General features: G+C 62.8%; 26 protein-coding genes. 20 read left to right on the top strand and 6 right to left on the bottom strand.

From position 1 onward, the window contains the following. The first annotated feature begins 70 nt into the window (after positions 1-70). Genes AC0L24_RS01745 through AC0L24_RS01735 form a run of 3 tightly spaced genes read left to right on the top strand, consistent with a single transcriptional unit; the run spans position 71 to position 3922 of the window. On the top strand, positions 71-1024 hold the full coding sequence (locus tag AC0L24_RS01745) for an ABC transporter permease (RefSeq protein ID WP_127811047.1): 954 nt from the start codon (positions 71-73) through the stop codon (positions 1022-1024). Next, complete coding sequence (locus AC0L24_RS01740) at positions 1021-1899, top strand: ABC transporter permease (RefSeq protein ID WP_127398729.1); 879 nt, start codon at positions 1021-1023, stop codon at positions 1897-1899. The genes AC0L24_RS01745 and AC0L24_RS01740 overlap by 4 nt, the downstream gene beginning before the upstream one ends. Then, on the top strand, positions 1892-3922 hold the full coding sequence (locus AC0L24_RS01735; RefSeq protein WP_127811048.1) for a dipeptide ABC transporter ATP-binding protein: 2031 nt from the start codon (positions 1892-1894) through the stop codon (positions 3920-3922). Before AC0L24_RS01740 ends, AC0L24_RS01735 begins: the two co-directional genes overlap by 8 nt. A 26-nt stretch (positions 3923-3948) precedes the next feature. Here AC0L24_RS01735 and AC0L24_RS01730 read toward each other — a convergent pair whose 3' ends face one another. Next, entirely contained in the window at positions 3949-4851 is a 903-nt protein-coding gene (locus AC0L24_RS01730) for a LysR family transcriptional regulator (RefSeq protein ID WP_127811049.1), read from the bottom strand. A 114-nt stretch (positions 4852-4965) separates the two neighbouring features. Here AC0L24_RS01730 and AC0L24_RS01725 point away from each other — a divergent pair, with 114 nt between their 5' ends. From AC0L24_RS01725 to AC0L24_RS01700, 6 genes are all read left to right on the top strand, one after another. Continuing rightward, positions 4966-6621 carry an ABC transporter substrate-binding protein gene (locus AC0L24_RS01725; protein WP_127811050.1) on the top strand — a complete coding sequence of 552 codons (1656 nt, stop codon included), beginning with the start codon at positions 4966-4968 and terminating at the stop codon, positions 6619-6621. 17 nt (positions 6622-6638) lie between these two features. Then, the gene (locus tag AC0L24_RS01720) at positions 6639-7508 is read left to right on the top strand and encodes a DUF427 domain-containing protein (protein ID WP_127397595.1); all 870 of its coding nucleotides are present in this window, start codon (positions 6639-6641) and stop codon (positions 7506-7508) included. Between the two features lie 89 nt (positions 7509-7597). Further along, a complete protein-coding gene (locus tag AC0L24_RS01715) occupies positions 7598-8362 on the top strand; it encodes an SDR family oxidoreductase (RefSeq protein WP_127270269.1) in 765 nt (254 codons plus the stop codon). Positions 8363-8781: 419 nt separating this feature from the next. Further along, positions 8782-9756, top strand: coding sequence for an ABC transporter substrate-binding protein (locus AC0L24_RS01710; RefSeq protein WP_127328478.1), 975 nt, complete (start codon positions 8782-8784; stop codon positions 9754-9756). 75 nt (positions 9757-9831) lie between these two features. After that, complete coding sequence (locus AC0L24_RS01705; RefSeq protein WP_127396302.1) at positions 9832-10917, top strand: quaternary amine ABC transporter ATP-binding protein; 1086 nt, start codon at positions 9832-9834, stop codon at positions 10915-10917. Further along, entirely contained in the window at positions 10914-12896 is a 1983-nt protein-coding gene (locus AC0L24_RS01700; protein WP_127811051.1) for an ABC transporter permease, read from the top strand. Before AC0L24_RS01705 ends, AC0L24_RS01700 begins: the two co-directional genes overlap by 4 nt. An 11-nt stretch (positions 12897-12907) precedes the next feature. On the opposite strand, the gene AC0L24_RS01695 is transcribed toward AC0L24_RS01700, so the two are convergent. After that, the gene (locus AC0L24_RS01695; RefSeq protein ID WP_127811052.1) at positions 12908-14266 is read right to left on the bottom strand and encodes an NAD(P)-binding domain-containing protein; all 1359 of its coding nucleotides are present in this window, start codon (positions 14264-14266) and stop codon (positions 12908-12910) included. A 318-nt stretch (positions 14267-14584) separates the two neighbouring features. Here AC0L24_RS01695 and AC0L24_RS01690 point away from each other — a divergent pair, with 318 nt between their 5' ends. Both AC0L24_RS01690 and AC0L24_RS01685 read left to right on the top strand, forming a co-directional pair. Then, entirely contained in the window at positions 14585-15301 is a 717-nt protein-coding gene (locus tag AC0L24_RS01690) for a helix-turn-helix domain-containing protein (RefSeq protein ID WP_127811053.1), read from the top strand. Between the two features lie 150 nt (positions 15302-15451). Next, complete coding sequence (locus tag AC0L24_RS01685) at positions 15452-15823, top strand: endonuclease domain-containing protein (protein ID WP_127320072.1); 372 nt, start codon at positions 15452-15454, stop codon at positions 15821-15823. Positions 15824-15942: 119 nt separating this feature from the next. On the opposite strand, the gene AC0L24_RS01680 is transcribed toward AC0L24_RS01685, so the two are convergent. From AC0L24_RS01680 to AC0L24_RS01665, 4 genes are all read right to left on the bottom strand, one after another. Next, on the bottom strand, positions 15943-16983 hold the full coding sequence (locus tag AC0L24_RS01680) for a heme-dependent oxidative N-demethylase family protein (RefSeq protein ID WP_127811054.1): 1041 nt from the start codon (positions 16981-16983) through the stop codon (positions 15943-15945). Between the two features lie 91 nt (positions 16984-17074). Then, on the bottom strand, positions 17075-18040 hold the full coding sequence (locus AC0L24_RS01675; RefSeq protein WP_127397043.1) for a PDR/VanB family oxidoreductase: 966 nt from the start codon (positions 18038-18040) through the stop codon (positions 17075-17077). After that, complete coding sequence (locus tag AC0L24_RS01670; protein ID WP_127811055.1) at positions 18037-18633, bottom strand: dimethylamine monooxygenase subunit DmmA family protein; 597 nt, start codon at positions 18631-18633, stop codon at positions 18037-18039. Before AC0L24_RS01670 ends, AC0L24_RS01675 begins: the two co-directional genes overlap by 4 nt. Positions 18634-18674: 41 nt before the next feature. After that, the gene (locus AC0L24_RS01665; RefSeq protein ID WP_127320064.1) at positions 18675-19808 is read right to left on the bottom strand and encodes an aminomethyl transferase family protein; all 1134 of its coding nucleotides are present in this window, start codon (positions 19806-19808) and stop codon (positions 18675-18677) included. A gap of 285 nt (positions 19809-20093) precedes the next feature. Between AC0L24_RS01665 and AC0L24_RS01660 the strand changes: the two genes are divergently transcribed. The 9 genes from AC0L24_RS01660 (at position 20094) to AC0L24_RS01620 (ending at position 26506) form a co-directional block, all read left to right on the top strand. Further along, complete coding sequence (locus tag AC0L24_RS01660) at positions 20094-20381, top strand: hypothetical protein (protein WP_027036059.1); 288 nt, start codon at positions 20094-20096, stop codon at positions 20379-20381. 12 nt (positions 20382-20393) lie between these two features. Then, positions 20394-20771 carry a hypothetical protein gene (locus AC0L24_RS01655; RefSeq protein WP_013532899.1) on the top strand — a complete coding sequence of 126 codons (378 nt, stop codon included), beginning with the start codon at positions 20394-20396 and terminating at the stop codon, positions 20769-20771. A 35-nt stretch (positions 20772-20806) separates the two neighbouring features. After that, positions 20807-20968 (top strand): hypothetical protein, encoded by a 162-nt coding sequence (locus AC0L24_RS01650; RefSeq protein ID WP_013532900.1) that lies wholly within the window; start codon positions 20807-20809, stop codon positions 20966-20968. A gap of 14 nt (positions 20969-20982) precedes the next feature. Beyond that, positions 20983-22386 (top strand): APC family permease, encoded by a 1404-nt coding sequence (locus AC0L24_RS01645; protein ID WP_023808735.1) that lies wholly within the window; start codon positions 20983-20985, stop codon positions 22384-22386. A 45-nt stretch (positions 22387-22431) separates the two neighbouring features. Next, positions 22432-23121, top strand: coding sequence for a hypothetical protein (locus AC0L24_RS01640; protein WP_164873888.1), 690 nt, complete (start codon positions 22432-22434; stop codon positions 23119-23121). Beyond that, entirely contained in the window at positions 23118-23441 is a 324-nt protein-coding gene (locus tag AC0L24_RS01635) for a hypothetical protein (RefSeq protein WP_127397719.1), read from the top strand. Before AC0L24_RS01640 ends, AC0L24_RS01635 begins: the two co-directional genes overlap by 4 nt. A gap of 103 nt (positions 23442-23544) precedes the next feature. Next, positions 23545-24441 carry a class II glutamine amidotransferase gene (locus tag AC0L24_RS01630; protein WP_127397720.1) on the top strand — a complete coding sequence of 299 codons (897 nt, stop codon included), beginning with the start codon at positions 23545-23547 and terminating at the stop codon, positions 24439-24441. A gap of 4 nt (positions 24442-24445) precedes the next feature. Further along, positions 24446-25171 carry a GltB/FmdC/FwdC-like GXGXG domain-containing protein gene (locus AC0L24_RS01625; RefSeq protein WP_127811056.1) on the top strand — a complete coding sequence of 242 codons (726 nt, stop codon included), beginning with the start codon at positions 24446-24448 and terminating at the stop codon, positions 25169-25171. A 6-nt stretch (positions 25172-25177) separates the two neighbouring features. Next, the gene (locus AC0L24_RS01620) at positions 25178-26506 is read left to right on the top strand and encodes an FMN-binding glutamate synthase family protein (RefSeq protein ID WP_127255237.1); all 1329 of its coding nucleotides are present in this window, start codon (positions 25178-25180) and stop codon (positions 26504-26506) included. The last annotated feature ends 33 nt before the right edge of the window (positions 26507-26539 follow it).

The following is a 26539-nucleotide window of genomic DNA, read 5'->3' as shown; positions in this document are numbered from 1 at the left end:
ACGGAAGGGAAAGCCAATCCTCTAACAGCCAGCTCCCGCATGGGGGCTGGCTCCACAAGGAGTCCTAGCCATTCTCTCCTTCCTTGTCCGGCGTGTCTCGCTGTCGCTCGTCACGCTGTTCCTGCTCAGCATCATGGTGTTCCTGGGCGGCCAGGTGCTGCCCGGCAATGTCGGGCGCGCCATATTGGGCCCGTTCGCCGACCAGCGCGCGGTCGACGCGCTCAATCACACGCTCGGCGTCGATCGCCCGCTGCTAACGCAATACTGGAGCTGGATCTCCAACTTCGTCCAGGGCGACATGGGTACGTCCTACATCTTCCGCTCGCCGGTCGCGCCTTTCGTCATCGATGCGCTCGGCAATTCGATGAAGCTGGCGGCGGTCGCCTTCGTGCTGGTGGTGCCGATCGGCATCCTCGGCGGCGTCGTCGCCGCATTCAACCTCAACCGCCCGCTCGACCGCATCATCAGTCTCGGCGGCCTGTCGGTGACGGTGCTGCCGGAATTCGTCACCGGCATCATCCTGATCCTGATCTTTGGTGTCTGGCTGCGCTGGCTGCCGATATCGGCCGCATGGCCGCGCGACGCCGGCTTCTTCACGCAGCTCTATTACCTGATCCTGCCCTCGCTGCCGCTGTTCCTGGTGCTGTTCGGCTACATCGCCCGCATGGCACGCTCCGGCATGATCGAGGCGCTCGATTCCGACTACACGCGAACGGCCGTGCTGAAGGGCCTGCCCTGGCGCACGGTGATCTGGCGGCATGTGCTGCGCAATGCGCTGCTGCCGACCATCACCGTCATCGCGACGCAGACCGGCTACCTCATCGGCGGCCTTGTCGTCATCGAAACGCTGTTTCGCTACCAGGGCATCGGGTCGCTGATCTTCACCGCCGCGCGCGGCAAGGATTTCCCGATGCTGGAGTCGGGCATCCTCACCATCGGCATTGTCTATGCCTTGGCCACCCTTGTCGCCGACTTCCTCTATTCCGTGCTCAATCCGCGTATCCGTCTGGGGTCAGATCAATGAGCGCCGTCCAAACCAGCTCTCCGACACCAGACGACACGCGCCGGCGCGGCCCGCTGGCGGAGGTCTTTTTCTCGCTGCTGCGCTCGCGCACATTCCTTGTCGGTTTCGCCATCGTGCTGTTCTGGGTTGCCTGTGCGCTGTTGGGCGAGCATTTCGCACCTTACGATCCGCTCGCCGACGACATCATCAACGCGCTGGCGCCGCCCTCTTCCGAACACTGGTTCGGCACCGACCAGATCGGCCGCGACGTCTTCTCGCGCGTCATCGTCGGTTCGCGCGACATCCTGACCGTCGCACCGCTGGCAACCTTGCTGGCGACGGTAGCCGGCACGGCGCTTGGCCTCCTTACCGGCTATTTTCGCGGTCTCGTCGACGATGTCGTCAGCCGCATCCTCGAAGCCTTCATGGCGATCCCGGTGGTCATCGTTGCGCTGTTGGCCATCGTTGCGCTCGGCACCTCCAAGACGACGGTCATCGTCGTCATCGGTCTCAGCTTCGCGCCGATCATCGCGCGCACCGTGCGCTCGGCGGTGCTGGCCGAGCGCGAGCTCGACTATGTCGCCGCCGCACAGCTTCGGCATGAAAGTGCGCTGCATACGATGTTCGTCGAGATCCTGCCCAATGTCATCCCGCCGATCCTGGTCGAAACCACCGTGCGGCTCGGCTACGCCATTTTCGCGGTCGCCACGCTCTCCTTCATGGGTTTCGGCATCCAGCCGCCCTCACCCGACTGGGGGCTCTCGATCTCCAACAATTACGGCATGATCGGCGGCGGCTTCTGGTGGACGGTGCTGTTCGATGCGCTCGCCATCGCTTCGCTGGTGATCGGCGTCAATCTGGCGGCCGACGGCGTTCACGGAGCGCTCAATGACTAACTCCGCCAAGGCCGAAAACGCGCTCGAACTCATCGATCTTTCGGTTGCCTACCGCGTCGCCGGCCGCAATCGCGCCGTGCTGCGCAACCTCAGCCTCACCATCGGCCAGGGCGAAGCCTATGGGCTGGTCGGCGAGTCCGGTTGCGGCAAGTCGACAGTGGCGCTCACCGTCGTGCGCTATCTGCCGAGAAATGGCTCGATCACCGGCGGCGCGATCTCGCTCGACGGCCAGAATGTGATGAAACTTGACGCCGAAGCGCTCAGGCGGGCGCGCGCGGAAAGCGTCTCCATGGTCTATCAGGACCCGGGCAAGGCGCTGAACCCATCGATCCGCGTCGGCCGTCAGCTGACCGAGATTTTTGAACTCGGCGGCGTTTCGGGACGAGCGGCCACTGACCGGGCGATTGCGATGCTGAACCGAGTGCGCATCTCCGACCCCGTCAGCGTCATGCAGCGCTACCCGCACCAGCTTTCCGGCGGCATGCAGCAACGCGTGGCGATTGCCATGGCGCTGGCCAACGATCCGTCGATGCTGATCCTCGACGAGCCGACCACCGGCCTCGATGCGACGGTGGAGGCCGAAGTGCTCGACCTGATCGCACAGCTCAGGCAGGAACTGTCGGCCTCGATCCTGTTCATCAGCCACAACCTCGCCGTCGTTTCCAACATGTGCGACCGGGTCGGCGTGCTCTATGCCGGCATGCTGGTCGAGGAAGGGCCGACGGAGGTCGTGTTTAACGATCCGCGCCATCCCTACACGGTCGCCCTGCTGCGTTGCCTGCCGCGCGGCGGCCAACGCAAGGATCAGGGCCGGCTCGACACCATTCCGGGTTTCCTGCCCGGCATCGGGGCCGACATCAAGGGCTGCGCCTTCGCCGATCGCTGCGCGCTCGCCGACGATCCCTGCCGCAGCGAATTGCCGCCGCTCTATGATCTGGGCGGCCGGCTGTCGCGCTGCTTCCATCACGACAAGGCGCAAGCGCTGCCGCGTGCCACACCGAGCGATGTGGCGCCCGCCCCAAAGCCGGCGGCAGCACCGGTGCTGCGCGTCGCCGGGTTGAACAAGACCTATTCCAGCCACGGTCATGCACTGCGCGCCGTCAAGGATGTTTCGGTCGATTTGCGGCCCGGCGAGACGCTCGGGCTGGTCGGCGAATCCGGCAGCGGCAAGACGACCTTCGCCAGGCTGCTGCTCGGCCTGGTGCCGCCGGACGAAGGCGGCACCATCGAACTTGAGGGCAAGGCGCTGGCGCCCAGGCTGGAGAACCGCAGCGACGACCAGATCAAGGCGATGCAGATCGTCTTCCAGAACCCGGACTCCGCACTCAACCGCTCGCATTCGATTCGCCATCTGATCGGCCGGGCGCTGAAGCGGCTGGCCGGCCTCTCCGGCAAGGCGCTGGAGGCGCGCCTCAACGACCTCGTCCGCTCTGTGCGGCTCACCGACCGGCATCTGGCCGTCAAGCCGCGCCAGCTCTCCGGCGGCCTGAAGCAGCGCGTCGCCATTGCGCGCGCCTTCGCCGGCAATCCGCGCATCGTGGTGTGCGACGAGCCGACCTCGGCGCTCGACGTCTCGGTGCAGGCTGCGATCCTCAATCTGCTCGCCGACCTTCAGTCGAAGGAAGACGTCAGCTACATCTTCATCTCGCACGACCTTGCCGTGGTGCGTTACCTCTCCGACAAGATCGCCGTGCTCTATCTCGGCCGCATCATGGAACTCGGACCGTCGGAAGATGTCTTTTCCGGCCCGCATCACCCCTATACCGAGGCGCTTTTGTCGGCCGTGCCCAAACTCGACCAGACCGATACGGCACGCATTCGTCTCGACGGCGAGATCCCCAGCGCCACCAGCCCGCCGTCAGGCTGCGTGTTCCACACGCGCTGCCCGCGCAAGATCGGCCCGATCTGCGAGCAGCAGGAGCCGCCACTCGGCGAGGCCCAGCCCGGCCATTCCATCCGCTGCCACATTCCTTACTCCGAACTGGCCAGGCTGCAGAGAGCGGTCGTGACCGAGCCGGCATAGCGCTCTCGCTCGCGTGGCTTGGCCGGTCAGATCTGGTCGGCCATGCTGAGAGCACGGTCACCTTCTGAAAAGCCCTGCCCTCCGGCCCAGTCCCTGGCCAGCGTGCGCAGACCTGTGAGCGCGACATCCAGAACATCCGAGGACACGGGGTTCGAGGGATAGGCGAGGTAGATCGGCCGCTGGAATACCGGTGTGTTGTCGATGCGCCGCATCTCGCCGCGCTCGATATGACCGCTGACGGCACTGAGCGGCAGATAGGCGGCGGCCTGCTGCGACTGCACGTGCTGCAGCCCGATGAAGACCAGCCCGGCCGAAATCGCCGGCTTGACCATGCCGGCAAAGGCGCGGTCGTGCTCGATGCGGAACTCCAGTCCCCAGTCCATCAGGATATAGTTTTCGGTCCATGGCTTGGTCTGTGCGGCGTGCTGGACGAGCACGACCTGATCGACGGCCAGCGTCTCGTAGACAATGCCGGGATGCGGTCGCGGCAGATAGAGGATGCAGATGTCGAGCAGGCCTTCCGCCAGCTGGTCGATCGCCAGATCCGGGAAACTGCCTTCAAGCCGCAGCGCCACGTTCGGCCGCCTGGCGCGCATCCACTCGACCCATGGCGAGGTGATGCGGTCCCAGAGATAGGCAGGCGCGGTCAGCCGCAGCAAGGTCTCATAACCATCGGGAACGGCGATATCCTGCCGTGATTGCTCCCATGTGCGGGTGATAGACGATGCGTGCGGCAGGAACTGCCGGCCGGCCGGCGTCAGCGTGACGCCATCGCGGTCACGCACGAAAAGCCGGCGTCCCAGCTGATCCTCCAGTCCCCTGATCCGCGCACTGACCGTGGACTGGGCGAGGTTGAGCCGGCTGGCCGCGACGGTGAAGCTGCCATGGGTGGCGACTTCGAGAAAGCTGCGCAGATTCTCAGTGTCCATGCCCACCTCCTGCATCGAAAATTTCGATGACTCCTATCAAAAAAATATCGCTTTCCGGCGGCAGTCAACAATGAACTAGATGGCTGAACCCCAAGACAAGCGAGGAATCCAGCCATGCCCAAGCATTTCCGGATGATCGACAACGCTCGCAGAACACTCACTGCAATCGAAAATTCCGCTGTCGACGAATTGCTGGCCGGCAGGATGGACCGCCGTGACTTCCTGCGCCATGGCAGCGTGCTTGGGCTTTCCTTGCCGTTCCTGGGCAGTCTCGTCGCGGCGGCCGGCCTCGGCACACAGCAGGCCCGCGCCGAGGGCAAGCCGGGCGGCACGGTGCGCGCCGGCGTGGCGACGCCGGGCGGCGCCATCGATCCCGTCACCTACTATGACAGCGGCAGCTACCAGCTGGTTTTCCAAACCGCCGAGTTTCTCTGCATCACGCAGCCGGACCTCACTTTGAAGCCTGTGCTGGCAGAGAGCTGGGCGCCGAACGAGGATGGCAGCGTGTGGACCTTCAAGCTGCGCAAGGGCGTGAAATTCCACAATGGCGAGGATTTCAAGGCCGACGACGTCGTCGCGACCTTCGACCGGCTGGCCGATCCCAACGGCGCTTCCAACGCGCTTTCGGTGTTCAAAGGCCTTCTTTCGAAGGGCGGCACCCGGAAGGTCGACGACCACACCGTCGCCTTCCATCTCGATGCGCCGAATGGCAGCTTTCCCTATTCAGTGTCGATCGACAATTACAACGCCGTCATCCTGCCGGCGAGCTACAAGGGCGATTACGAAAAGACGTTCGAAGGCACCGGACCGTTCCGGTTGGAAAGCTACACGCCAAAGGTCGGCGCGACCTTCATCCGCAACCCCGACTATTGGGGTGAGAAGGCGCTGCCCGACCGGCTCGAATTCAAGTTCTACGGCGATGTGCAGCCGCGCATCCTGGCGCTGCAGGCCGGCGAGGTCGACATTCTCGATGCCGTCCCGCTCGATGTCAGCCAGGTCGTGCTGAACAGTCCTGATATCACCGTCTTGCGTGTCGCTTCGACCGCGCACCGCCAGTTGCACATGCGCTGCGACACCGGCCCCTTCACCGACAAGCGCGTGCGCCAGGCGCTGGCGCTGTGCATCGACCGCGCCAAGCTGGTCGACGGCTTGTGCCGCGGCATGGCGGCGACTGGCAATGACAGCCCGTTCGCGCCGGCCTTCCCGGCGACCGACAAGTCGGTGCCGCAACGCGTCCAGGACATCGCCAAGGCCAAGCAGTTGCTCGAGGCGGCGGGTCTCGCCGAAGGCTTCGACATCACGCTGACCACGCTGCGCTATTCCGACATTCCGGGCTATGCGCAATTGTTCCAGAATTTCGCCAAGGAGATCGGTGCGCGCATCTCGCTCAACATCGAGGACCAGGACAAATATTACGGCAAAGCGGTGTTCGGCCAGTCGGACTGGCTGGACAGCCCGCTCGGCATCACCGACTACGCGCATCGCAGCGTGCCAAACGTCTTCCTCAAGAGCCCGTTGGTCAGCGACGGCCCTTGGAACGCGGCGCATTTCAAGAGCCCGGCCTATGATGGCATGGTCACCAGCTATCTCAAGGCGCTCGATGCCGGCGCGCAGCGCGCTGCCGCCTCTGACATCCAGAAATTGCTGCTCGACGAGACGCCTGTCATCTTCAGCTATTTCCCCGATCTGCTGGTGCCGGTGCGCAAGAATGTCAGCGGCCTTCCGCCGATCGCGGCCGGCCTGCTGCTCGACCGCGTGTCGTTGAGCTGATCGTGCGCCAGCGCCCGATGACAAAAGAAACAAAACGGGAGACTACCATTCGCAAGCCCCATCTGCGCGGCCGTGGGCCGCATTTTCCGCTGCTCGACACCATCGTGCAGTATGAATTCGAGCCGGGCTACATAGCCTTCACCATGCCGACGCAGAAGCGCCTGCGTGTGCAGGTGGGATCGATGACCGTGGCCGATACGACCAATGCCTTGGTGTTCTACGAATCCGATCACCTGCCGGTCTACTACTTCCCGATCGGCGACGTTCGCGAGGAATTCCTGCTGCCGAGCAAGACGACGACAGAGGACCCGTTCAAGGGCACAGCCACCCACTATTCACTCAACACCGGCATCACGCTGGTCGAGGACGCGGCCTGGCGCTATCTCGATCCGGTCAAGGGCTGTCCGCCAATATCCGACTACATGTCGTTCACCTGGAGCAAGATGGGACACTGGTTCGAGGAGGACGAGGAGATCTTCGTCCACGCCCGCGATCCGTTCCGCCGGGTCGACTGCCTCCCGTCGTCGCGGCGCGTGCAGGTCATTCTCGACGGCGAACAGGTCGCCGATTCACGCCGCGGCGTGTTCCTGTTCGAGACCGGCCATCCGGTGCGCCACTATCTGCCGATCGCCGACACGCGGCTCGATATGTTCGCGCCCAGCCGCTACATTTCGCGCTGTCCTTACAAGGGCATCTCCAACTATTATCACGTGACGACCAAGGCCAAGCGTCACGAGAACCTGGTCTGGTATTATCCCGAGCCGGTGCACGAGGCGGAGCGCATCAAGGGGCTGGTCTGCTTCCACCACGAACTGGTCGACAAGATCCTGGTCGATGGCGTCGAAATCCCGAAGGAAGCCACGGCCGCGTCGAGCGGTTATTTCTGAGTATCGACGCCGCTTGAGCCATTTGCGCACGGGCGCTTGATCGAAGCACGGCTCAGCGCATACCCTCCCTGGGCCAGGGAGGGCACTCGATGGATCTTTTCAAACTGAACGGCGATGTCGCGCTGGTCACCGGCGCCGGCAGCGGCATCGGCCAGGCAATCGCGATCGGGCTCGCCGAGGCAGGCGCCGACGTCGCCTGTTTCGGCCATGCATCGAAGGGTGGGCTGGACGAAACCGCGCACCGGATCACGGCGCTCGGCCGCAAAGCGCTGGTGCTGACCGGTACAGTGACATCGCAGAGCGATCTCGCGACGGCGATCGATCGCGTCGAGAGCGAACTCGGTGCGCTCACCGTCGCCGTCAACAATGCCGGCATTGCCGGCTCCGAGCCCGCCGAGACGATGCCGCTGGAGACGTGGCAGAAGGTTCACGACGTCAATGTCGCCGGCGTGTTCCTGTCCTGTCAGGCCGAAGCGCGCAAGATGCTGGCGCGAGGCAAGGGCTCGATCATCAACATCGCCTCGATGTCGGGCACCATCGTCAACCGCGGCCTGACGCAGGCGCACTACAACTCTTCGAAGGCTGCCGTCATCCACATGTCCAGGAGCCTCGCCATGGAGTGGGCCGATCGCGGCCTGCGCGTCAATGTGGTTAGTCCCGGTTACACGCTGACGCCGATGAACAAGCGGCCAGAGGTGGCGGAAGAGGTGAAGATCTTCAAGCGCGACACGCCGATGGGGCGCATGGCGGCGCCGGAGGAAATGGTCGGGCCGACGGTGTTCCTCGCCAGCCGCGCAGCGAGCTTCGTCACCGGCCTCGACCTGATTGTCGATGGCGGCTACGTCTGCTGGTAAGAGCTCAGCTTCGCCTGCAGTCTGAATTTGTACGTCTCGCGAAGCGTTAGTCGTTGCGCGACATGAACCTTGGTATATATAATTTCATCCTATGAAACGGCCTTGGCGAGATGGGGCTTACCAGGCGGGTAGCCGAGATCATACGACCTTGATGGCTCGCACCTTGCAGGGCGCCGCAGGACTGGCATTCGATCCGCAGATGACCGCTCCCTCAGCGATCCGTCGGCAGTCATGACGCCGACACTCCGATCCTGTTCCATCATCACCAGAATTGAGCACCATCTTGCCTGCACTGGCCAAAGCCGGGGCAACAATTTGGCGCCGACGGCCTTGCGCAAAGACCAGTCTTTCCAACACAATCAAGAAAAGCCGCAAGAAGGGAACGAACGATAATTTTCACAGCTTGAAGGAGAACAAGCATGTCATTTCGCAGCCAGATCTCGAAACTCTCGATGAGCGCCGTCGCGCTCGCGACATTAAGCCTGCTGACACCTTCCGCCCAAGCCGCCGCACCGGAATCCAACGATCCGATCAAGATCGCGCTGTTCGACTGGACCAGCGTCAACCTCAACGCCAAGATCCTCGGCGGCATCCTGGAAAAGCTCGGCTACACAGTCGAGTATCCGACCGCCGACTATCTTTCCAGCCTGACCACAGGCCTCACCAATGGCGATCTCGATGTCGGCATGGAATTCTGGGACACGACCGCCGGCGAGGCCATGAAGGCCTCCGATGCGACAGGCCAGACCGAACGGCTGGGCAAGCTCGGCCCCAAGGCCAAGGAAGAATGGTGGTTTCCCGAATACATGAAGGAGAAGTGCCCCGGCCTGCCCAATTGGGAAGCGCTGAAGGATCCGAAATGCGCCGAAGCCTTCTCGACGGCGGAGACCGCACCGAAGGGGCGCTATCTCGGCGGCCCGGTAACATGGGAAGGCTTTGACGACGAGCGCGTCGAAGCGCTGAAACTGCCCTTCACCGTCATCCATGCCGGCACCGACGCGGCGATGTTCGCCGAGTTGGACTCGGCCTATCAGCGCAAAGCGCCGATCATGCTGTGGATCTATTCGCCGCATTGGGCGCCGGCCAAATACAAGGGCGAATGGGTTGAATTCCCCGAATACACGCCCGAGTGCTACAACGACCCGAAATGGGGCACCAACCCCGACGCCAAATATGATTGCGGCAAGCCGCATGGCGAGATCTGGAAGTACTCCTGGGCCGGCATGAAGGACAAATGGCCGGTCGCCTACAAGGTGGCGAAGGCCTACACGGTCGACACCGACGAGCTCAACAAGATGAGCGGCGAGATCGATCTCGGCGGCAAGACGCCGGAAGACGTCGCCGCCGCCTGGATCGCCGCCCACGAAGCCGACTGGAAAGCCTGGGCGCAGTGATCGTTCCGACTGGAAGATGAGACCCGGCTGCTGATCAGCCGGGCCTCGGTTCTTGTGTTCCAGAAGGACGTTTGAATGACGGACAAGACTGAACAGGGCGCCAAGGGGGCGGGCACGCCAGAAGATGCCCGCCCGATAAAGCTTGCCTGCCGCAATGTCTGGAAGCTGTTCGGATCGAACGCGGCCAGTTTCATCCGCGAACGCGACGGCAAGGCCAGCATGGCCGACGTCACAGCTGCCGGACTTGTCGGCGCGGTGCGCGCCGTCGACCTCGAAATCCGCCAGGGCGAGATTTTCATCATCATGGGCCTGTCGGGCTCCGGCAAGTCAACGCTGGTGCGCTGCATGTCGAGGCTGATCGAGCCGACCCACGGCAAGGTCGAATTCGAAGGCAAGGATCTGCTGAAGATTTCGGATGCAGCGCTGATCGAGTTGCGACGCCATCGCATGGGCATGGTGTTCCAGAATTTTGCCCTGTTGCCGCATCTCAACGTGCTGGAGAACATCGCCTTCCCGCTCAGCATTCAGGGGCAGGACCGGCCGACACGCGAGGCACGGGCGCGCGAGGTCATCGAACTTGTCGGCCTGCGCGGCCGCGAGCATTTCTATCCGCGCGAATTGTCCGGCGGCCAGCAGCAGCGTGTGGGCATCGCCCGCAGCCTCGCGACAAAACCGGAAATCTGGTTCCTCGACGAGCCGTTCTCGGCGCTCGACCCGCTGATCCGCCGCGAAATGCAGGATGAGCTGATGCGGCTGCAGACCATGCTGCACAAGACCATCGTCTTCATCACCCATGATTTCGACGAGGCGATCCGATTGGCCGACCGCATCGCCATCATGAAGGATGGCGAGGTCATCCAGATCGGCACGCCGGAGGAGTTGGTGGTCAATCCGGCGACCGACTATGTCGCCGAGTTCACCCGCGACGTCGACCGCGCCAAGGTGATCTCGGCACGCAGCCTGATGCGCGCCTGCGACGGCTCGGAGCATGGCGGAACGGTGGCGCCGGAGGCCAAGGTCGCCAGCTTCTCTGCCGGTATCGTTGCCGCCAACAAGCCGTTCGCGGTGGTCAACGGCACCGGCAAGCCGATCGGCGAGGTGACGCCGCAGGCGGTGATCGATTTGCTGGCCGGCATCGATCGCTCAAGGGTTGGCGCATGACGGTGACGGCAAGCGCCAGCGAGGCAAGGTCGCGGCCGATCCAGGTCTGGCTGCTGATCTGGGCGTTCGCGCTTGCCGCCGTGCTTGTCGTGTTCTTGCTGCAGGACCGCCTGCCCTGGGCCGTCAACTATCCGGCAAGCGCCGTCGTGCCGGTCGCCGATTGGGTCAGCGCGATGATGCGCTGGATCAAGTCGAACCTGTCCTGGCTGACCCGCTCGATCACCGCGGTACTCGGCGTTCCCCTCGATTTCGCGCTCAATCTGCTGGCCAAGAATTTCAAGATCGGCCACGGCGCTGACGCCTCTGTCCTGCCGCGCCTGTCCTGGGTCGGCGTCTGCGCCGCCGCCTTCCTCGCCGGTCATGCCGCTGGCGGCAGAAAACTCAGCCTGCTGGTCGGCGGCTGCTTCCTCTACATCGCCCTGTTCGGCCAATGGACCAGCGCCATGCTGACGCTGGCGCTGATCTCCATCGCCGTGCCGTTCTGTATCGTCACCGGGCTGTTCGCCGGCATCTGGGCGTGGCGCAAGCCATGGGCCGAAAGGCTTATCGTCTCCCCTGCCCTCGACCTGATGCAGACGATTCCGACCTTCGCCTATCTCATCCCGATGCTGCTGCTGTTCGGCAACAGCCCGGTCTCGGCGATGATCGCGACCGCCATTTTCGCCACCCCGCCGATGGTGCGAGCGACGATGCTCGGCCTGTCGCGGGTGCCGTCGGAGATCGACGATTTCAGCGAGATGGCAGGCTGCACGGCGCGGCAGAAACTGTGGCGAGTGCTGCTGCCCTCGGCACGGCCGACACTGATGGTCGGCGTCAACCAGGTGATCATGCTGGCGCTGAACATGGTCATCATCGCCTCGATGATCGGCGCCGGCGGCCTCGGCTACGACGTGCTCCTGGCGCTGCGCGCACTGAAGGTTGGCGAGGCGATGGAAGCCGGCCTTGCCATCGTGGCACTGGCCATAGCGCTCGACCGGCTGAGCCAGGCCATCGCGCACAAGCAGGCCAAAGGCCATGCCCATCAGGAGATGAGCCCGAGCCTCTGGCAGCGTTACCCCAATCTGACGCTGGCCATCGCCATCCTTGTGGTGACGACACTTCTCGGCCTGTTCGTGCCGGCCTTCGCAGCGGTGCCGAAGGCGATCACCTTCACCACCGCGCCGCTGTGGAAAGCGGCCGTAAACTGGGTGACGATCAATTTCTTCGACACGATCGAAGCGTTCCGCGTGGCGCTGATCCTTAATTTGCTGAACCCGCTGCGTGCCTTTTGCGAAGGGTTTCCCTGGCTGGGCGCGGTGTTCCTGCTCGGCCTTGCCGGCTATCAGCTCTCCGGCCTGCGGCTGGCCGTGCTGGTGGCAGCGCTGACTGCCTTCTGCGCCATCACCGGCCTGTGGGAAAAGACCATGGCAACCGTCTATCTCTGCGGTATCTCGGCCTTCATCGCCTGCCTGGTCGGCATCCCGATCGGGCTGATGGCTTCGCGCAGCGACCGCTTCGAGAAGATCGTCACGCCGGTCATCGACACGCTGCAGGTGCTGCCATCCTTCTGCTTCATCATTCCGGTGGTGATGCTGTTTCGGGTCGGCGATGTCACGGCGATGATCGCCACCATTGCCTTCGCCGTGGTGCCGGCCATCCGCTACACCAATCACGGCATCAGGCAGGTGCCGCCGGCGCTGATCGAGGCGGCAAAGGTGTCGGGCTGCACGCCGCGCCAGACCTTCTTTCGCGTGCAACTGCCGCTGGCGCTGCCGGAGATCATGCTTGGCGTCAACCAGACGATCCTGATGGCGCTGGCGATGATCATCATCTGCGCCATGGTCGGCACCCGCGATCTCGGCCAGGAAGTGTTCATCGCGCTGTCCAAGGCCGATTCCGGCCGCGGCATCGTCGCGGGCCTGGCCATCGCCTTCATCGGCATTGTCGCCGACCGGCTGTTCGGCGCCTGGACGGCGAAAGCCAGGGCAAGGCTGGGGTAGCAGGCGCCGCCCTACTCCGCCGCGACGCCCTTCACCTCGAGATAGCTCTCCATCGAATCGTCCAGCGCCTGCAGCCACGGCGTATGATGCAGCGGCGCCATGGTCCCGGTCATCAGCGAGCGGTAGGCGTGGTCGCGGAAGCTCATAATGTCTTCGCCCTTGTGGTGTTCCCATTCCATGAAGGTCTGATTGACCGCCTCGACGTCGAAGCCCGGATAGTCGGTCTGGTCCATCAATTCCTTGGTGTAGTCGCCCTGGAACCAGATCATCTGCTCGGCGTCTTCGAGCGTTTCCTCACGCGCCCTCCATTTCGCGCCGTGCTCGGCCATTGCCTTGGCCGACGGCAGCTTGATGCGGCCCATGATGACGTCGCGGGCGAACCAGGCCTGCGCGTCGAACATGTTGAAGGTGTAGAACTGATCCTGCATGCCGATATAGGAAAGCTGCGGGTTCTTCTCCCAGACGACGCCTTCATAGAGATCGAGAGGCCACATGCGGTTGGCGGTCTTGAGCTTCAGATCGTCGGTGAGGAAGGGGAAGGAATGGAGATAGCCGGTGCACAGGATGATGGCATCAACGTCTTTCGTGGTGCCATCCTTGAAGTGCGCGGTTTTGCCGACGACCTTCTGTAAGAGCGGCACCTCTTTCCAATTCTCCGGCCATTTGAAACCCATCGGCTTCGAGCGGTAGCTGGAGGTGATGGATTTGGCGCCATATTTGTAGCATTGCGAGCCAATGTCCTCGGCCGAATAAGAGCGGCCGATGATCAATATATCCTTGCCCTTGAATTCCATCGCGTCGCGGAAATCGTGGCTATGCAGGATGCGGCCGTTGAAGGTCGAAAAGCCCTCGAAATAGGGCACGTTGGGCACCGAGAAATGCCCGGAAGCGACGACGACATTGTCGAACTCTTCGGAATAGGTGACGTCGTTGGTGCGGTCATGCGCGGTGACGGTGAATTTCTTCGTCTCGTCCGAAAACGTCACCATGCGCACCGGGCTGTTGAAGCGCACCCATTTGCGCAGGCCGGATTTCTCGACGCGGCCCTTGATGTAGTCCCACAGCACGGCGCGCGGCGGGTAGGAGCCGATCGGCCGGCCGAAATGCTCCTCGAAAGTGTAGTCGGCGAATTCCAGGCACTCCTTCGGTCCGTTCGACCAGAGATAGCGGTACATCGAGCCGTGCACCGGATCGCCATGCTCGTCGAGGCCCGTGCGCCAGGTGTAGTTCCACAGGCCGCCCCAGTCCGACTGCTTTTCGAAGCAGACGATCTCGGGAATGTCGGCGCCCTTGTCGGCCGCCGACTTGAAGGCCCTGAGCTGTGCCAGGCCGGACGGGCCGGCTCCGATGACGGCAACGCGACTTTTCATGGCAGGCCTCCCGATCTGGTTTCGACTTTTGTCTTGACGCAATTCCCAAGGGGAAAGCGCTATGCGCTTTTCCCGGAATTGCTCTTACGAAACAAATTTCACTCACAGGACAGTAATTGGCCCTTTCGTGCTGTCAACAGCCCGATGCTGAAACAAGGTTTCGCCGATGTGGATTTCCCGCGAAAAACCGGACGCGGCCGAACATCATTATCATGCGCATGCGCGTTCACGCGACTTGCCGTCGCAGTTGCGCTGCTGTATCGGCACCTGACATGTTCACCTAGAGTGAAATAAATCCGCAGGAGTGCCGGGGGCGACATGGCGAAGAAGGTTTCCGATTCCAAGGCTGGTCCCGGCGATGCAAAGGCCAAGCCGGCGCCAAAGGTTTCGGCCGATGGCAAGACCATCCGCGCGCCGCTGACGCAGAACCCGCATGCCATTCGCGACACCCGCGAAAAAGTGCTGGAGGTGGCGATCGGCCGCGAGGTGCGCGCCTTCCGCAAGAAGCTCGGCATCACTGTCGCTGATCTCGCGGTCGCCACCGACATTTCGCTCGGCATGCTGTCGAAGATCGAGAACGGTATCACCTCGCCGTCGCTGACCACCTTGCAGGCGCTGTCGCGGGCGCTCGGCGTTCCGGTCACCGCCTTCTTCCGCCGCTTCGAGGAAGAGCGCAGCGCCGTCTTCGTCAAGGCCGGCCAAGGCCTCGATGTCGAGCGCCGCGGCACCCGCGCCGGCCACCAGTACAACCTGCTCGGCCATATCGGCTCCAACACCAGCGGCGTCGTCGTCGAGCCCTATCTGATCACGCTGACCGAGGATTCCGATGTGTTCCCGACCTTCCAGCATGAGGGCATGGAGTTCCTCTACATGCTCGAAGGCGAGGTCGTTTACCGGCACGGCAGCAATCTCTACCCGATGAAGCCCGGCGACAGCCTGTTCTTCGACGCCGACGCGCCGCACGGGCCGGAGCAACTGACGAAACTGCCGATGCGCTATCTGTCGATTATTTGCTATCCGCAGAGCGCGGGTTAAGCGGGACTCGATCTCCCCTTGGTCTCTCGTGAGGAGATCGGCTTCGCGACGGCTCCTCTTTTGCACTGGTGATTGGCGAAAGCTGAAGTGACATTCGATCTCCCCCCTGGAGGGGGAGATGTCCGGCAGGACAGAGGGGGGCGAACCGCGATGACGCACAATCTGGTATCCGCCAACAGCCGCCGCAATGCGCGCACGATGCGCAAGGTGATGACCGATGCCGAACTCAAGCTTTGGAATGAGATCAGGGCACACAGGCTGATGGGACTGGGGTTTCGGCGCCAGATGCCTATCGCCGGCCATATCGTCGATTTTGCATGCCCGGACAAAAAGCTGATCGTCGAGCTTGATGGTTCCCAGCATGGCCGGGCCGAAACGTCGGAATCGGACGCTGCAAGAACCGCCAAATTCGAAGCGCTGGGCTGGACGGTCCTGCGCTTCTGGAACGACGATGTCATTCGCGATATCGACAATGTCTGCCAGCATGTCGTGATTGTGGCTGGGCTGGGCGACGCGTCGTAAGCGCGGAGGTGGAGATTGGGCAAGGCAGGCGCTCCACGGCGCCCCCCTCTGCCCTGCCGGGCATCTCCCCCTCTTGGGGGGAGATTGGCTGCTTTGGGGGCAGCGCCAACATCAGCTATTCAATCCGGCCCAAACCCTGGGCTCGTCGCGCTCCCATCGTCCAGCTTCGACAGCCACTCGACCAACGCCGGGCGATAGCGTGTCAGGCCCTTGTAGTTGGCGAGTTCGTCAGGCAGGTCGCGGATGACGCGGTGCAGGCGCCGTGCCCATTTTGGCTGCGTCGCCAGCTCGTCCATCTTGATCAGATAGCAGCGGATCGGGAAGACGATGCCGTTGGAGCGCGGCAGGCGCCAGAAGCTCTGCAGTTCGACGCGAAGATGCACCTTGTCGCCGACATTCTCCGGCGTCACCGTCGCCCGGTCCGGCCCCCATTTGTGGTAGTTCTCGGGGCTGGTGTCGAGGCGCGGATTGATGGTCATCGTCCAGTTCAGGCGCCGCGCCGGCTTGCCCTGCTGGATGTTGGTGAGGAATTTCAGCGCCCTGACGAAAATCCCCTTCTCATGCGCCAGCGGCACCGGCGCATGCCATTCGAAGAAGTTCATGCCGATGTCGAAATCGAGCGACCAGTCGGCCTGGGTGGTGACCATGCCGGCATCCATCCACAGATTGCCGTCGCGCTGGTCGAGGATGCAGAAATCGCCCTGGCTTTGCCGGGTGATGTATTCCATCGGGCCGTAAGGCAGCGTCGAGGTGTCGCCGAAAGTGAAGGTGTCGTCGATACCGAGCGGCCGGTTGATCCAGCGCCAGCGATCGCCGTCGCGGATCAGCGTGAAATGCTCGGGATAGCCCAGCGCCTGCTGCTCCATCAAAAGCTCGAGCAGGTCCCAGCCGGCCAGCGTCATGTGCGGCAGCGACTGGCAGCGCAGCGGATCCTCGGCCAGGACCAGCGCGCGGTCCTGCATCTCGGCGACATAGTGCTCGTCGACGTCGATCAGGTTTTCCAGCACGCTGCCCCTGGGCCCGACGACATGCGGCTCGATGTTGACCGCATACATGTAGGCGTCTTCGTGGAACGGGAACGGGAAGCGCCTGATGTGCTCAGGGCTGTTCTTGAAGGTGAAGTCGTCGCGGAACGTTTCCTTGCGAAAGGTGATGCCCATGATTTTCTCCTAGAGCGGGCTGCCCGCTCTATCTCTTTGTTTTAGCCGCATTTCTGCGACGCCAAGTGTATCCACTTGGCTGCAAAATGCTCTACCGTTCCAGGACCAGCGACCGGCCTTCGAAGCGCGACACGCACGGCATGATCTTCTTGCCCGAACGGTGCTCTTCCTCGCTCAGCCAGTGGTCGTTGTGGATGAACCTGCCGTCGCAAGAGATGACGTTGGTTTCGCACTGGCCGCAGACGCCGCCGCGGCAGAGATAGGGCGGATCGACGCCGGCCGCCTCGATCGCTTCCAAGAGGCTCTGCTGCTCATCGACCCTGATCGACTTGCCGCTGACGGCAAGCCTCACGTCGAACGGCAGTCCGGGCTGGGGTGCCGCGAAATGCTCGAAATGCACGGTTTCCGCCGGCCAGCCGAGGCTTGCCGCGCGATCGCGCACCCAGTTGATCATGCCGGCCGGGCCGCAGACATAGAGATGCGTGCCGAGCGGCTGTGTCGACAGCAACCGGTCGAGTTCGATGCGCTCCTCAAGGTCGTCATGATAGAGCCTGACCCGGCGGTCGTAGCGCTCGCGCAGCACATCGGCATAGGTGCCGAGCGATGCGGTGCGGCAGGTGTAGTGCAGTTCGAAATTGCCGCCTTCCGCCGCAAGCTGAGCGGTCTGTGCCATGAACGGCGTGATGCCGATGCCGCCGGCCAGCATCAGATGCTTTTTGGCGCGCAGGTCGAGCGAGAACAGGTTGACGGGGTAGCTGACCACCATCTCCATGCCCGGCTTGACGCTCCGGTGCATGAACAGCGAGCCGCCACGGCCGACATCGTCGCGCCGCACCGAGATCGTGTATTCGCGCGTATCGAGCGGCGAGCCCATCAGCGAATAGGGATTGAGCCTGGTGCGTTCGCCGTCGCGCATCTCGACCACGACATGGGCGCCGCCGGAAAAAGTCGGCAAAAGCTCGCCGTCGCGCCGGCGAAAATGGAAGCGGGTGACGAGGTCGTTGACCGGGACGACGTCGCTGACGACGACATCGAGTTTTGTGGTGCCGGTGCTCATCGAAAAATCTCCTCCATCGGAGCAATCTCCGAGCGATCTTCCGCATTGATGCAGACGCCCTGGAAGGCTGCGATGCGCCTGGAATAATGATCGCGCACCAGAAGCAGCAGGCCGCAATGCGCGCAGGTCGCCGGCTGCGTCGTCACATTCTCGGTGATGCCCTTGCAATGGACACATTGCATGCGCCGCGCCAGCGAGCCGCGGTGCTCGGTCTGGATCGAAGTGTGGTCGATGCCGGCTTCAAGCGCCACCTGCATGGCCTGGCCGATCAGACCCTCGGTGCCAGCGAGGTAGAGGCGCAAGCCCATATGCGCGTTGGCCAGTGTCTGCCTGAGCCGGGGCAGCAGGCTGGCGAAGGACGGCGCCAGATGGAGCTGGGCCGGCTTCAACGCTTCGAGCGCGACGGCATGTTTGCCGTCAAGCCCGGGAATGAAGACGATTTCGGCGTCGTCGAAAAACCCGGGCGGCGCCCTCCCGGCCATCTCCGCTATCGCCAGCGCCCCTTCCGCGTCCGCGATGAAAAGATGATGCTTGCCGGGTTGCGGAGACAAGGTTCCGTAGACGGGCCGGCTGATGATACTTTTGGCTGCCATTTAAGTCTTCGTGCCTCGAACCCCTCGCCGTTGACTATGCCTCAACCTTTCGCCGTGCGCTTGGTCTTCTTGGGATCGTCGAATGGCAATGGCTGCGCCGTCGCCTTGATGGCACCGCTCTTGTTGCGGATTTCGAGCTTGGTGTCCTTGACCGCGCAGTCGACGTCGAGGCGGGCGATGCCCATCGATTTCTCGACCAGCGGCGAATACATGGCGCAGGTCACCACGCCCACCTTTTTGCCGTCGCGGTAGACCGGCGCGCCTTCATCGGCCGGCTCCTTGCCGTCGAGCAGCACGCCATAGATCTTGAAGCGTTCCTTGCCTTTCAGGCGGTAATGCTCCTCGGCGCCGCGAAAGCCGGTCTTGCCGGGGCTGACGGTGAAGTCGAGGCCGAGTTCCCACAGCGTGTCGCCCGGACCTTCGTTCTCAAACGGATATTTCTGCGAATTGTCGTAGGGGTAGAAGAGCAGATAACTTTCGACGCGCAGCATGTCGAGCGTGGTGAAGCGGCACGGAATGATGCCGGCGCTCTTGCCCTCGTCGAGGATCCTGTCCCAGATCGTGCCGGCATCCTGGCCGCGGCAGAAGATCTCGTAGCCGCGCTCGCCGGTATAGCCGGTGCGCGAAATCATGACGGGCAAGCCGAACAGTTGCGTCTGCATGTGATGGAAATAGTTGAGGTCGCGAATGCCCGGCACATGCTTGGCCAGATAGTCGACTGCTGTCGGACCCTGCAGCGACAGATCGTGCAGATTGTCATCGAAGCGCAGCGAGACGTCGCGCCCTACCGAAGCACGCTGCAACTCCTCATGGCCGGTGCCCGAACCATGCACGACCATCCATGCATTGGGGCCGGTGCGGTAGAGGATGCAATCGTCGGTGAATTTTCCCGCCTCGTTCAGCATGCAGGCATAGGCCGACTTGCCGGGATAGATCTTTTCGACATCGCGTGTGGTGGCGAGGTCGATGAGATGCGAGGCGTGCGGCCCTGATATGTGGACCTTCTTGAGGCCGGAGACATCCATCAGACCAGCCTTGGTGCGGATGGCGATGTACTCCTCGTCGGCATCCTTGTCGTAGGTCCAGGCGGTTCCCATGCCGCTCCAGTCTTCGAGCTTCGAACCGAGCGCTCGGTGCCGATCCGCCAGGGTCGAAAATCTCCAGGATGCCGTCATCCGCTCGTCCTCCGTTTCGATAATGCTCTGCTGTTCCCTGCCCCCTGCGCAGCGGCGGGAGCTTTGGCCGAATATTGATCGCAAACCTCCGGGCGCCGCAATACCCATAAGCAATTAATTTCATTGTCAGGCAAAATCCGCCGCGCAAACCAAACGGTTAACCCCACGTAAATCGCGCTTGACAATTGCGAGATTCAGACAGAATTTATGAAAAAAATTTCACTCTGTTGAAAGAGGACGACGGACGGGGATTCGGAACCGGACGGCGGAAAAGGGGAGAAACCGATGTCAGACATGCAACAGCGCATCGAAGCGCTGTATCGTTCCGACGTGCGCGGAGCCGCGCTCCTGATCGTCTGCCTGTGGGCGACGATCCTCTTCGTCCTCCTCATGACATGGCCCTACATCCCGCACAGCGGCATCAAGGCCGTGGTCGCGATCGCCGCCGCCGCCGTGCTGATCTTCAACACGGCCGCCATCCTGGCGATGGTCAAGCACTACAAGGAAGACAAGGAATTCATCTACGGGCTCGATATCAAGAACGCCGACGCGTTCCGCAACCGCAAGTCCTGAGGGGTAAAAGAGATGTCCCGCTACACGCCGCCGGAACAAAGCAAGGCCGGGCAGGTTTTCGACATCGCCGTCGTCGTCGTTGCCATTTTCGTGGCACTGTGGCTACCGCTCAAGCTGGGCCTCGCCGGCGCGGCGAAATCCATCGACGCGCTCGACGCCAAGACCTGGGAAGCGCTAGGCCAGAACCCGACCATGGCGTCTATCTGGGAAAAGCTCGGCTATACGCCCGAGACCGCGCACGACATCATCCAGAACCGCTTCCACTATGTCATCGACTGGCCGACGCTGATCATCATGGCGGCGGTGCTGATCGGTTATTTCGTCTTCCTGTTTCGTGCATCAGACCGCGAATATCGCGACGTCATCAACGAAAAATTCGACGACAAGTAAGAGTTCTGAGGACGATTTAATCGGGGGACACGATCATGTGGGTAGCACTCTCTTACGCATGCTGGGGCATCTCGATCGTGCTCGCTTTGTGGATGCTCTACGACTGGTTCAAGGTTGACACGACCTTCTCCGAAGAGGTGCTGACCTCGTCTCGCGAGGGCGAACTGGAAGCCACTTCCGAAAAACACCGGATCTGAGTGAGGATTGAACAATGACGATCGCACTTGAACCGGCTGCCCCGGCTGCCCAAGGGGACAGAGTTTCACTCCTGCGCGTGCTCGGACCGGCCCATGTCTGGGCGCTCGGCGTCGGCATCGTCCTGGTCGGCGAATTCACCGGCTGGAATTTCTCGGCGGACAAGGGTGGCGCACTGGCCGCGCTGATCGTCTGCTGGGTCGTGGGATTGCTCTACACCTCGGTCGCCATGATCGATTCCGAGGTGACATCGACCGTGGCCGCCGCCGGCGGCCAGTATGCGCAGGCAAAGCACATCGTCGGACCGCTGATGGCGTTCAACGTCGCGCTGTTCCTGGTCTTTGCCTACACCATGCTCGAAGTATCCGACGCCATCCTGCTCGGCGACACCATCGTCGCCAAGGCCGGCGTCGAAGGGCTCACCCACAATTCCTTCATCGCCGCGACCATCGTCGTGCTGGCGTGGCTGAACTATCGCGGCGTGCTGATGACGCTCAATGTCAACTTCGTCATCACAGCGGTCGCCTATATCTCGATCGTCATCCTGTTCTTTTCGGTCAGCCCGTGGACGCAAGGCGCCGTGCTGAAGCTGAACGAGCTGGTCACGCCAGGCAATGCGCTCCCCTATGGCTGGATCGGCGTCATCGCCGCCTTCCAGTTCGGCATCTGGTACTATCTCGGCATCGAAGGCACCACACAGGCCGCCGAGGAAGTGCGCTCGCCGGCCCGCTCGCTGCCTTACGGCACCATGGCCGGCATGATCACGCTTTTGATCGCCGCCGCCATGACCTGGTATGTCTGCGCCTCGATGATGCCATGGGAATATCTCGGCATCACCTATTATCCGCTGTGGGACGCCGGCAAGCTGACTGGCAGCCCGCTGCTCGAGAACCTGTTGTTCGTCGCCACGCTGCTTGCTGCAATGGCCTCCGCCAATGGCTGCATCAACGATGCGGCGCGCGCCTGGTTCTCGCTCGGCCGCGACCGCTATCTGCCGACATGGTTCTCGGCCGTGCATCCGAGATATCGCACGCCCTATCGTTCGATCCTGTTCCTGCTGCCGATCGCGCTGGCCTTCGCCTTCATCGCCGACCTCAACCAGGCGATCACCTTCTCGATCCTGTCGGGCGTGCTGCAATACACGTTCATGAGCATCAACATCATCATGTTCCGCAAGAAGTGGCCGCTCGGCTCGATCCGCCGCGGCTACACGCACCCCTTCCACCCGATCCCGGCCATCGTGCTGTTTTGCCTGTGCGTGGTGACCTTCTTCGCCATCTTCCTCGGCTTCGGCTCGCAACTGATCGCCATGGTCGCCTTCTATTTCCTGATCTCACTGTGGTTCCATTTCTATCGCTACAAATTCGTGCGGCGCGGCGATCAGTTCACCATGCCGTGGCCGAAGCCGCAGGGTTATTGATGGGAGTAGGCCGGTCCGTATCCTGGATGGGCGTGGCATGAGAAAATGTCCGAGCTGACATCAGCACTGCTGGCCGGAGCCATTGTCCTGGCTATCGTTCTCCACCTTGCCTGGCAGGCGCGTGCCAGCCGCAACAGGGCATCGATGGCGCTTGCCGTCGAGCAGGACCGCATCCGCACAGCCATCGCCGACGCAGCCAATGTCTCGGACGGCACCGCCGGTGTCATCACCTGGGAAGGGTCCTGGAACAGCAAACGTGTCCAGGTGCGCACCATCGTCGACACACTGGCGACGCGGAAACTGCCGGCGCGCTGGCTCAGTGTTTCGATCACCGAGCCGGTGGCCGTGCCCGGCACCTTCGATATGATGATGCGGCCGGGGTCGCCGACGACCTTCTCCAATTTCGATCATCTCGACCACACGCTGCCGAAGAGTTCGGCATTTCCGGCCGAGGCCGTGTTGCGGACGGATCGCAGGGGCGTCCACTTCCCACTGGAGACCATCGCCGGCCACCTCGGGATTTTTTCCGAAGGGCGCGCCAAGGAACTGCTGATCACCCCGAAAGGGGTACGCATCGTGTGGCTGCTGGCCGAAGCCGAACGGGCGCGCTACGGTGTGTTCAGGCAGGCCGAATTTGGCGACGCCACACTCGATCCCGCGCTGATCGAAAGACTGCTGGTGTCGGTGTCGGCGCTTCGCGACGCCATCAACAAAAGCGAACGCCAAGCCGCATGACCATTCCCACCACGGCACCCACCAATCCTTATCTGGTTCTCGGCGCCGCAATCGTGCTGCCGGGAAGCGGGCACGTCATTCTCGGCGTGCCGGTGCGCGGCCTTCAGTTCCTTTTCTTCATGGTGATCCTGGCATGGGTGACGGCCAAGATCGCACCGTCGGATGCCAGCTTTGTCGGCCGTCACGCCGGCGGCTTCCTGATCTATGCCTTGTCGATTCTCGACGCCTACAAGCTCGCCCGCATCCGCACCGCCAAATGGGTTCACAATGCCCGGCGAGACGGCGACAGTGCGCAGAGCGGCATTGAGCCGCATAGGTAACTGGAGGAATATTTTTTTCATACGATTGAATTTGTGCGGCTCATTCGATACATCCTCTCTTAGCTACAAACGATCTCTTAGCTACAAACATCGGGAGGCTGACATGTGTGGAATTGTCGGACTGTTTTTGAAGGACAAGTCGCTGGAACCCCAGCTTGGTGCGATGCTGTCGCAGATGCTGATCTCCCTCAGCGACCGCGGTCCCGATAGCGCCGGTATCGCCATCTATGGCGCGCCTTCCAAGAATGAGGCCAAGATCACCATCCAGTCAGCCAGGCCCGACCGCGATTTCCGCGGCCTCGAGGCGGAGCTCGCCAAGGCCATCGGCACGCCGGTGACGATCGCGGTGAAATCCACCCATGCCGTCGTCAGGACCACGCCGGCCAAGATCGATGAAGCGCGCGAAACCATCCAGGCGCTGCGCCCCGACATCCGCATCATGGGCGCCGGCGACGTTGTCGAGATCTACAAGGAAGTCGGCCTGCCGGAGGCCGTCGTCGAGCGCTTCGATGTCCGCAAGATGACCGGCACGCATGGCATCGGCCATACCCGCATGGCAACGGAATCGGCGGTGACGACGATGGGCGCGCACCCGTTCTCGACCGGCGCCGACCAGTGCCTGGTGCACAATGGCTCGCTGTCGAACCACAACAACGTCCGCCGCGAGTTGATCCGTGAAGGCATGACCTTCGAGACCGAGAACGACACTGAAGTGGCCGCCGCCTATCTTTCGTCGCAGATGGCGCATGGCAAGAATCTCGGCGAGGCGCTGGAAGGCACGCTCTCCGACCTCGACGGCTTCTTCACCTTCGTCGTCGGCACCAAGAACGGTTTTGGCGTGGTGCGCGATCCGATCGCCTGCAAGCCTGCCGTGATGGCCGAAACCGACCAGTATGTCGCCTTCGGCTCGGAATATCGCGCGCTGACCAAACTACCCGGCATAGACAATGCGAGGGTCTGGGAACCCGAGCCCGCAACCGTCTATTTCTGGGAGCATTGAATTCATGTCGGCAACCACGCTTTCAAAGACCGCAGCACATGACCCTCGGGTCTTCGATCTTGACCAATCGTCGCTGCGCGAACTCAACCAGGCGCTGCACAATCTGTCGCCCGGCTCGAATGAAACGGCCTGGGAAGTGCTGAACCCGAAAGGCAGCCATTCGGTCGCCGTTGGCGTCGACCAGCCTGTTGCCATCGATGTGCGTGGCAGCGTCGGCTATTATTGCGGCGGCATGAATTCCGGCAGCACCATCACCGTGCATGGCTCGGCGGGTCCCGGCGTCGGCGAGAACATGATGTCGGGCTCGATCACCATCAAAGGCGACGCCAGCCAGTATGCCGGCGCCACCGGCAAGGGCGGCCTGCTGGTCATCGAAGGCAATGCCTCGTCGCGCTGCGGCATCTCGATGAAGGGCATCGACATCGTCGTGCACGGCAATATCGGCCACATGTCGGCCTTCATGGCGCAGTCGGGCAATCTGGTGGTGCTGGGCGATGCCGGCGACGCGCTGGGCGATTCCATCTACGAGGCGCGGCTCTTCGTGCGCGGCAAGGTCGACAGCCTGGGTGCCGACTGCATCGCCAAGGAGATGCGGGCTGAGCATCTGGAATTGCTGCAAGGCCTGCTCGACCGCGCCGGTGTCACCGGCGTCAAGCCGTCGGAGTTCAAGCGCTACGGCTCGGCGCGCACGCTCTACAATTTCAATATCGACAACGCCGACGCGTATTGAGGCAGCATGACCTATCGCAACCCTCCGACGACGCCGCGCAAATCCGCGACCTTCGACGACTATACGCTTTCCGAAATCCGCCGTGCCGCGGCGACCGGCATCTATGACATCCGCGGCGCCGGCGCCAAGCGCAAGCTGCCGCATTTCGACGACCTTCTGTTCCTCGGCGCATCGATCTCGCGCTATCCGCTCGAAGGCTATCGCGAGCGCTGCGACACATCAGTCGTGCTCGGCTCTCGCCATGCCAAGAAGCCGATCGAGCTGAAGATCCCGATCACCATCGCCGGCATGAGCTTCGGCTCACTGTCAGGCCCCGCCAAGGAGGCACTCGGGCGCGGCGCGACCCTGTCGGGCACCTCGACCACGACGGGCGACGGCGGCATGACCGAGGAAGAGCGCGGCCATTCAAAGCAGCTGGTCTATCAATATCTGCCGTCGCGCTACGGCATGAACCCGCGCGATTTGCGCCGCGCCGATGCGATCGAAGTCGTCGTCGGCCAGGGTGCCAAACCGGGTGGTGGCGGCATGCTGCTTGGCCAGAAGATTTCGGATCGCGTCGCCGAAATGCGCACGCTGCCGAAAGGCATCGACCAGCGCTCGGCCTCCCGCCACCCCGACTGGACCGGCCCCGACGATCTCGAGATCAAGATCCTCGAGCTGCGCGAGATCACCGACTGGGAAAAGCCGATCTACGTCAAGGTCGGCGGCGCCCGGCCCTACTACGACACCGCGCTTGCCGTGAAGGCCGGCGCCGATGTCGTTGTCGTCGACGGCATGCAGGGCGGCACCGCCGCCACCCAGGAAGTGTTCATCGAAAATGTCGGTATGCCGACGCTTGCCTGCATCAGGCCGGCGGTACAGGCGCTGCAGGATCTGGGCATGCACCGCAAGGTGCAGCTGATCGTCTCCGGCGGCATCCGCAACGGCGCCGATGTCGCCAAGGCGCTGGCGCTCGGCGTCGACGCGGTCTCGATCGGCACGGCTGCCCTCGTCGCGCTCGGCGACAACGATCCCCGCTGGGAGGCCGAGTATAACGAGCTCGGCACCACGGCCGGCGCCTATGACGACTGGCACGAGGGGCGCGACCCCGCCGGCATCACCACGCAGGACCCGGAATTGATGAAGCGGGTCGACCCGGTGGCTGCCGGGCGCCGGCTGGCGAACTACCTCAAGGTGATGACGCTGGAAGCGCAGACCATCGCGCGTGCGTGCGGCAAGAACAGCCTGCACAATCTTGAACCCGAGGACCTCGTCGCGCTGACGATCGAGGCAGCCGCCATGGCCGGCGTGCCGCTGGCCGGCACCAACTGGATACCGGGGAAGAACGGCTTCTGATCAACGAAGGGCCGACTCCCGCATACTCGGGAA

The organism is Mesorhizobium sp. WSM4809, assembly GCF_055811655.1.
This window is presented reverse-complemented; position numbering and strand designations above follow the sequence as displayed.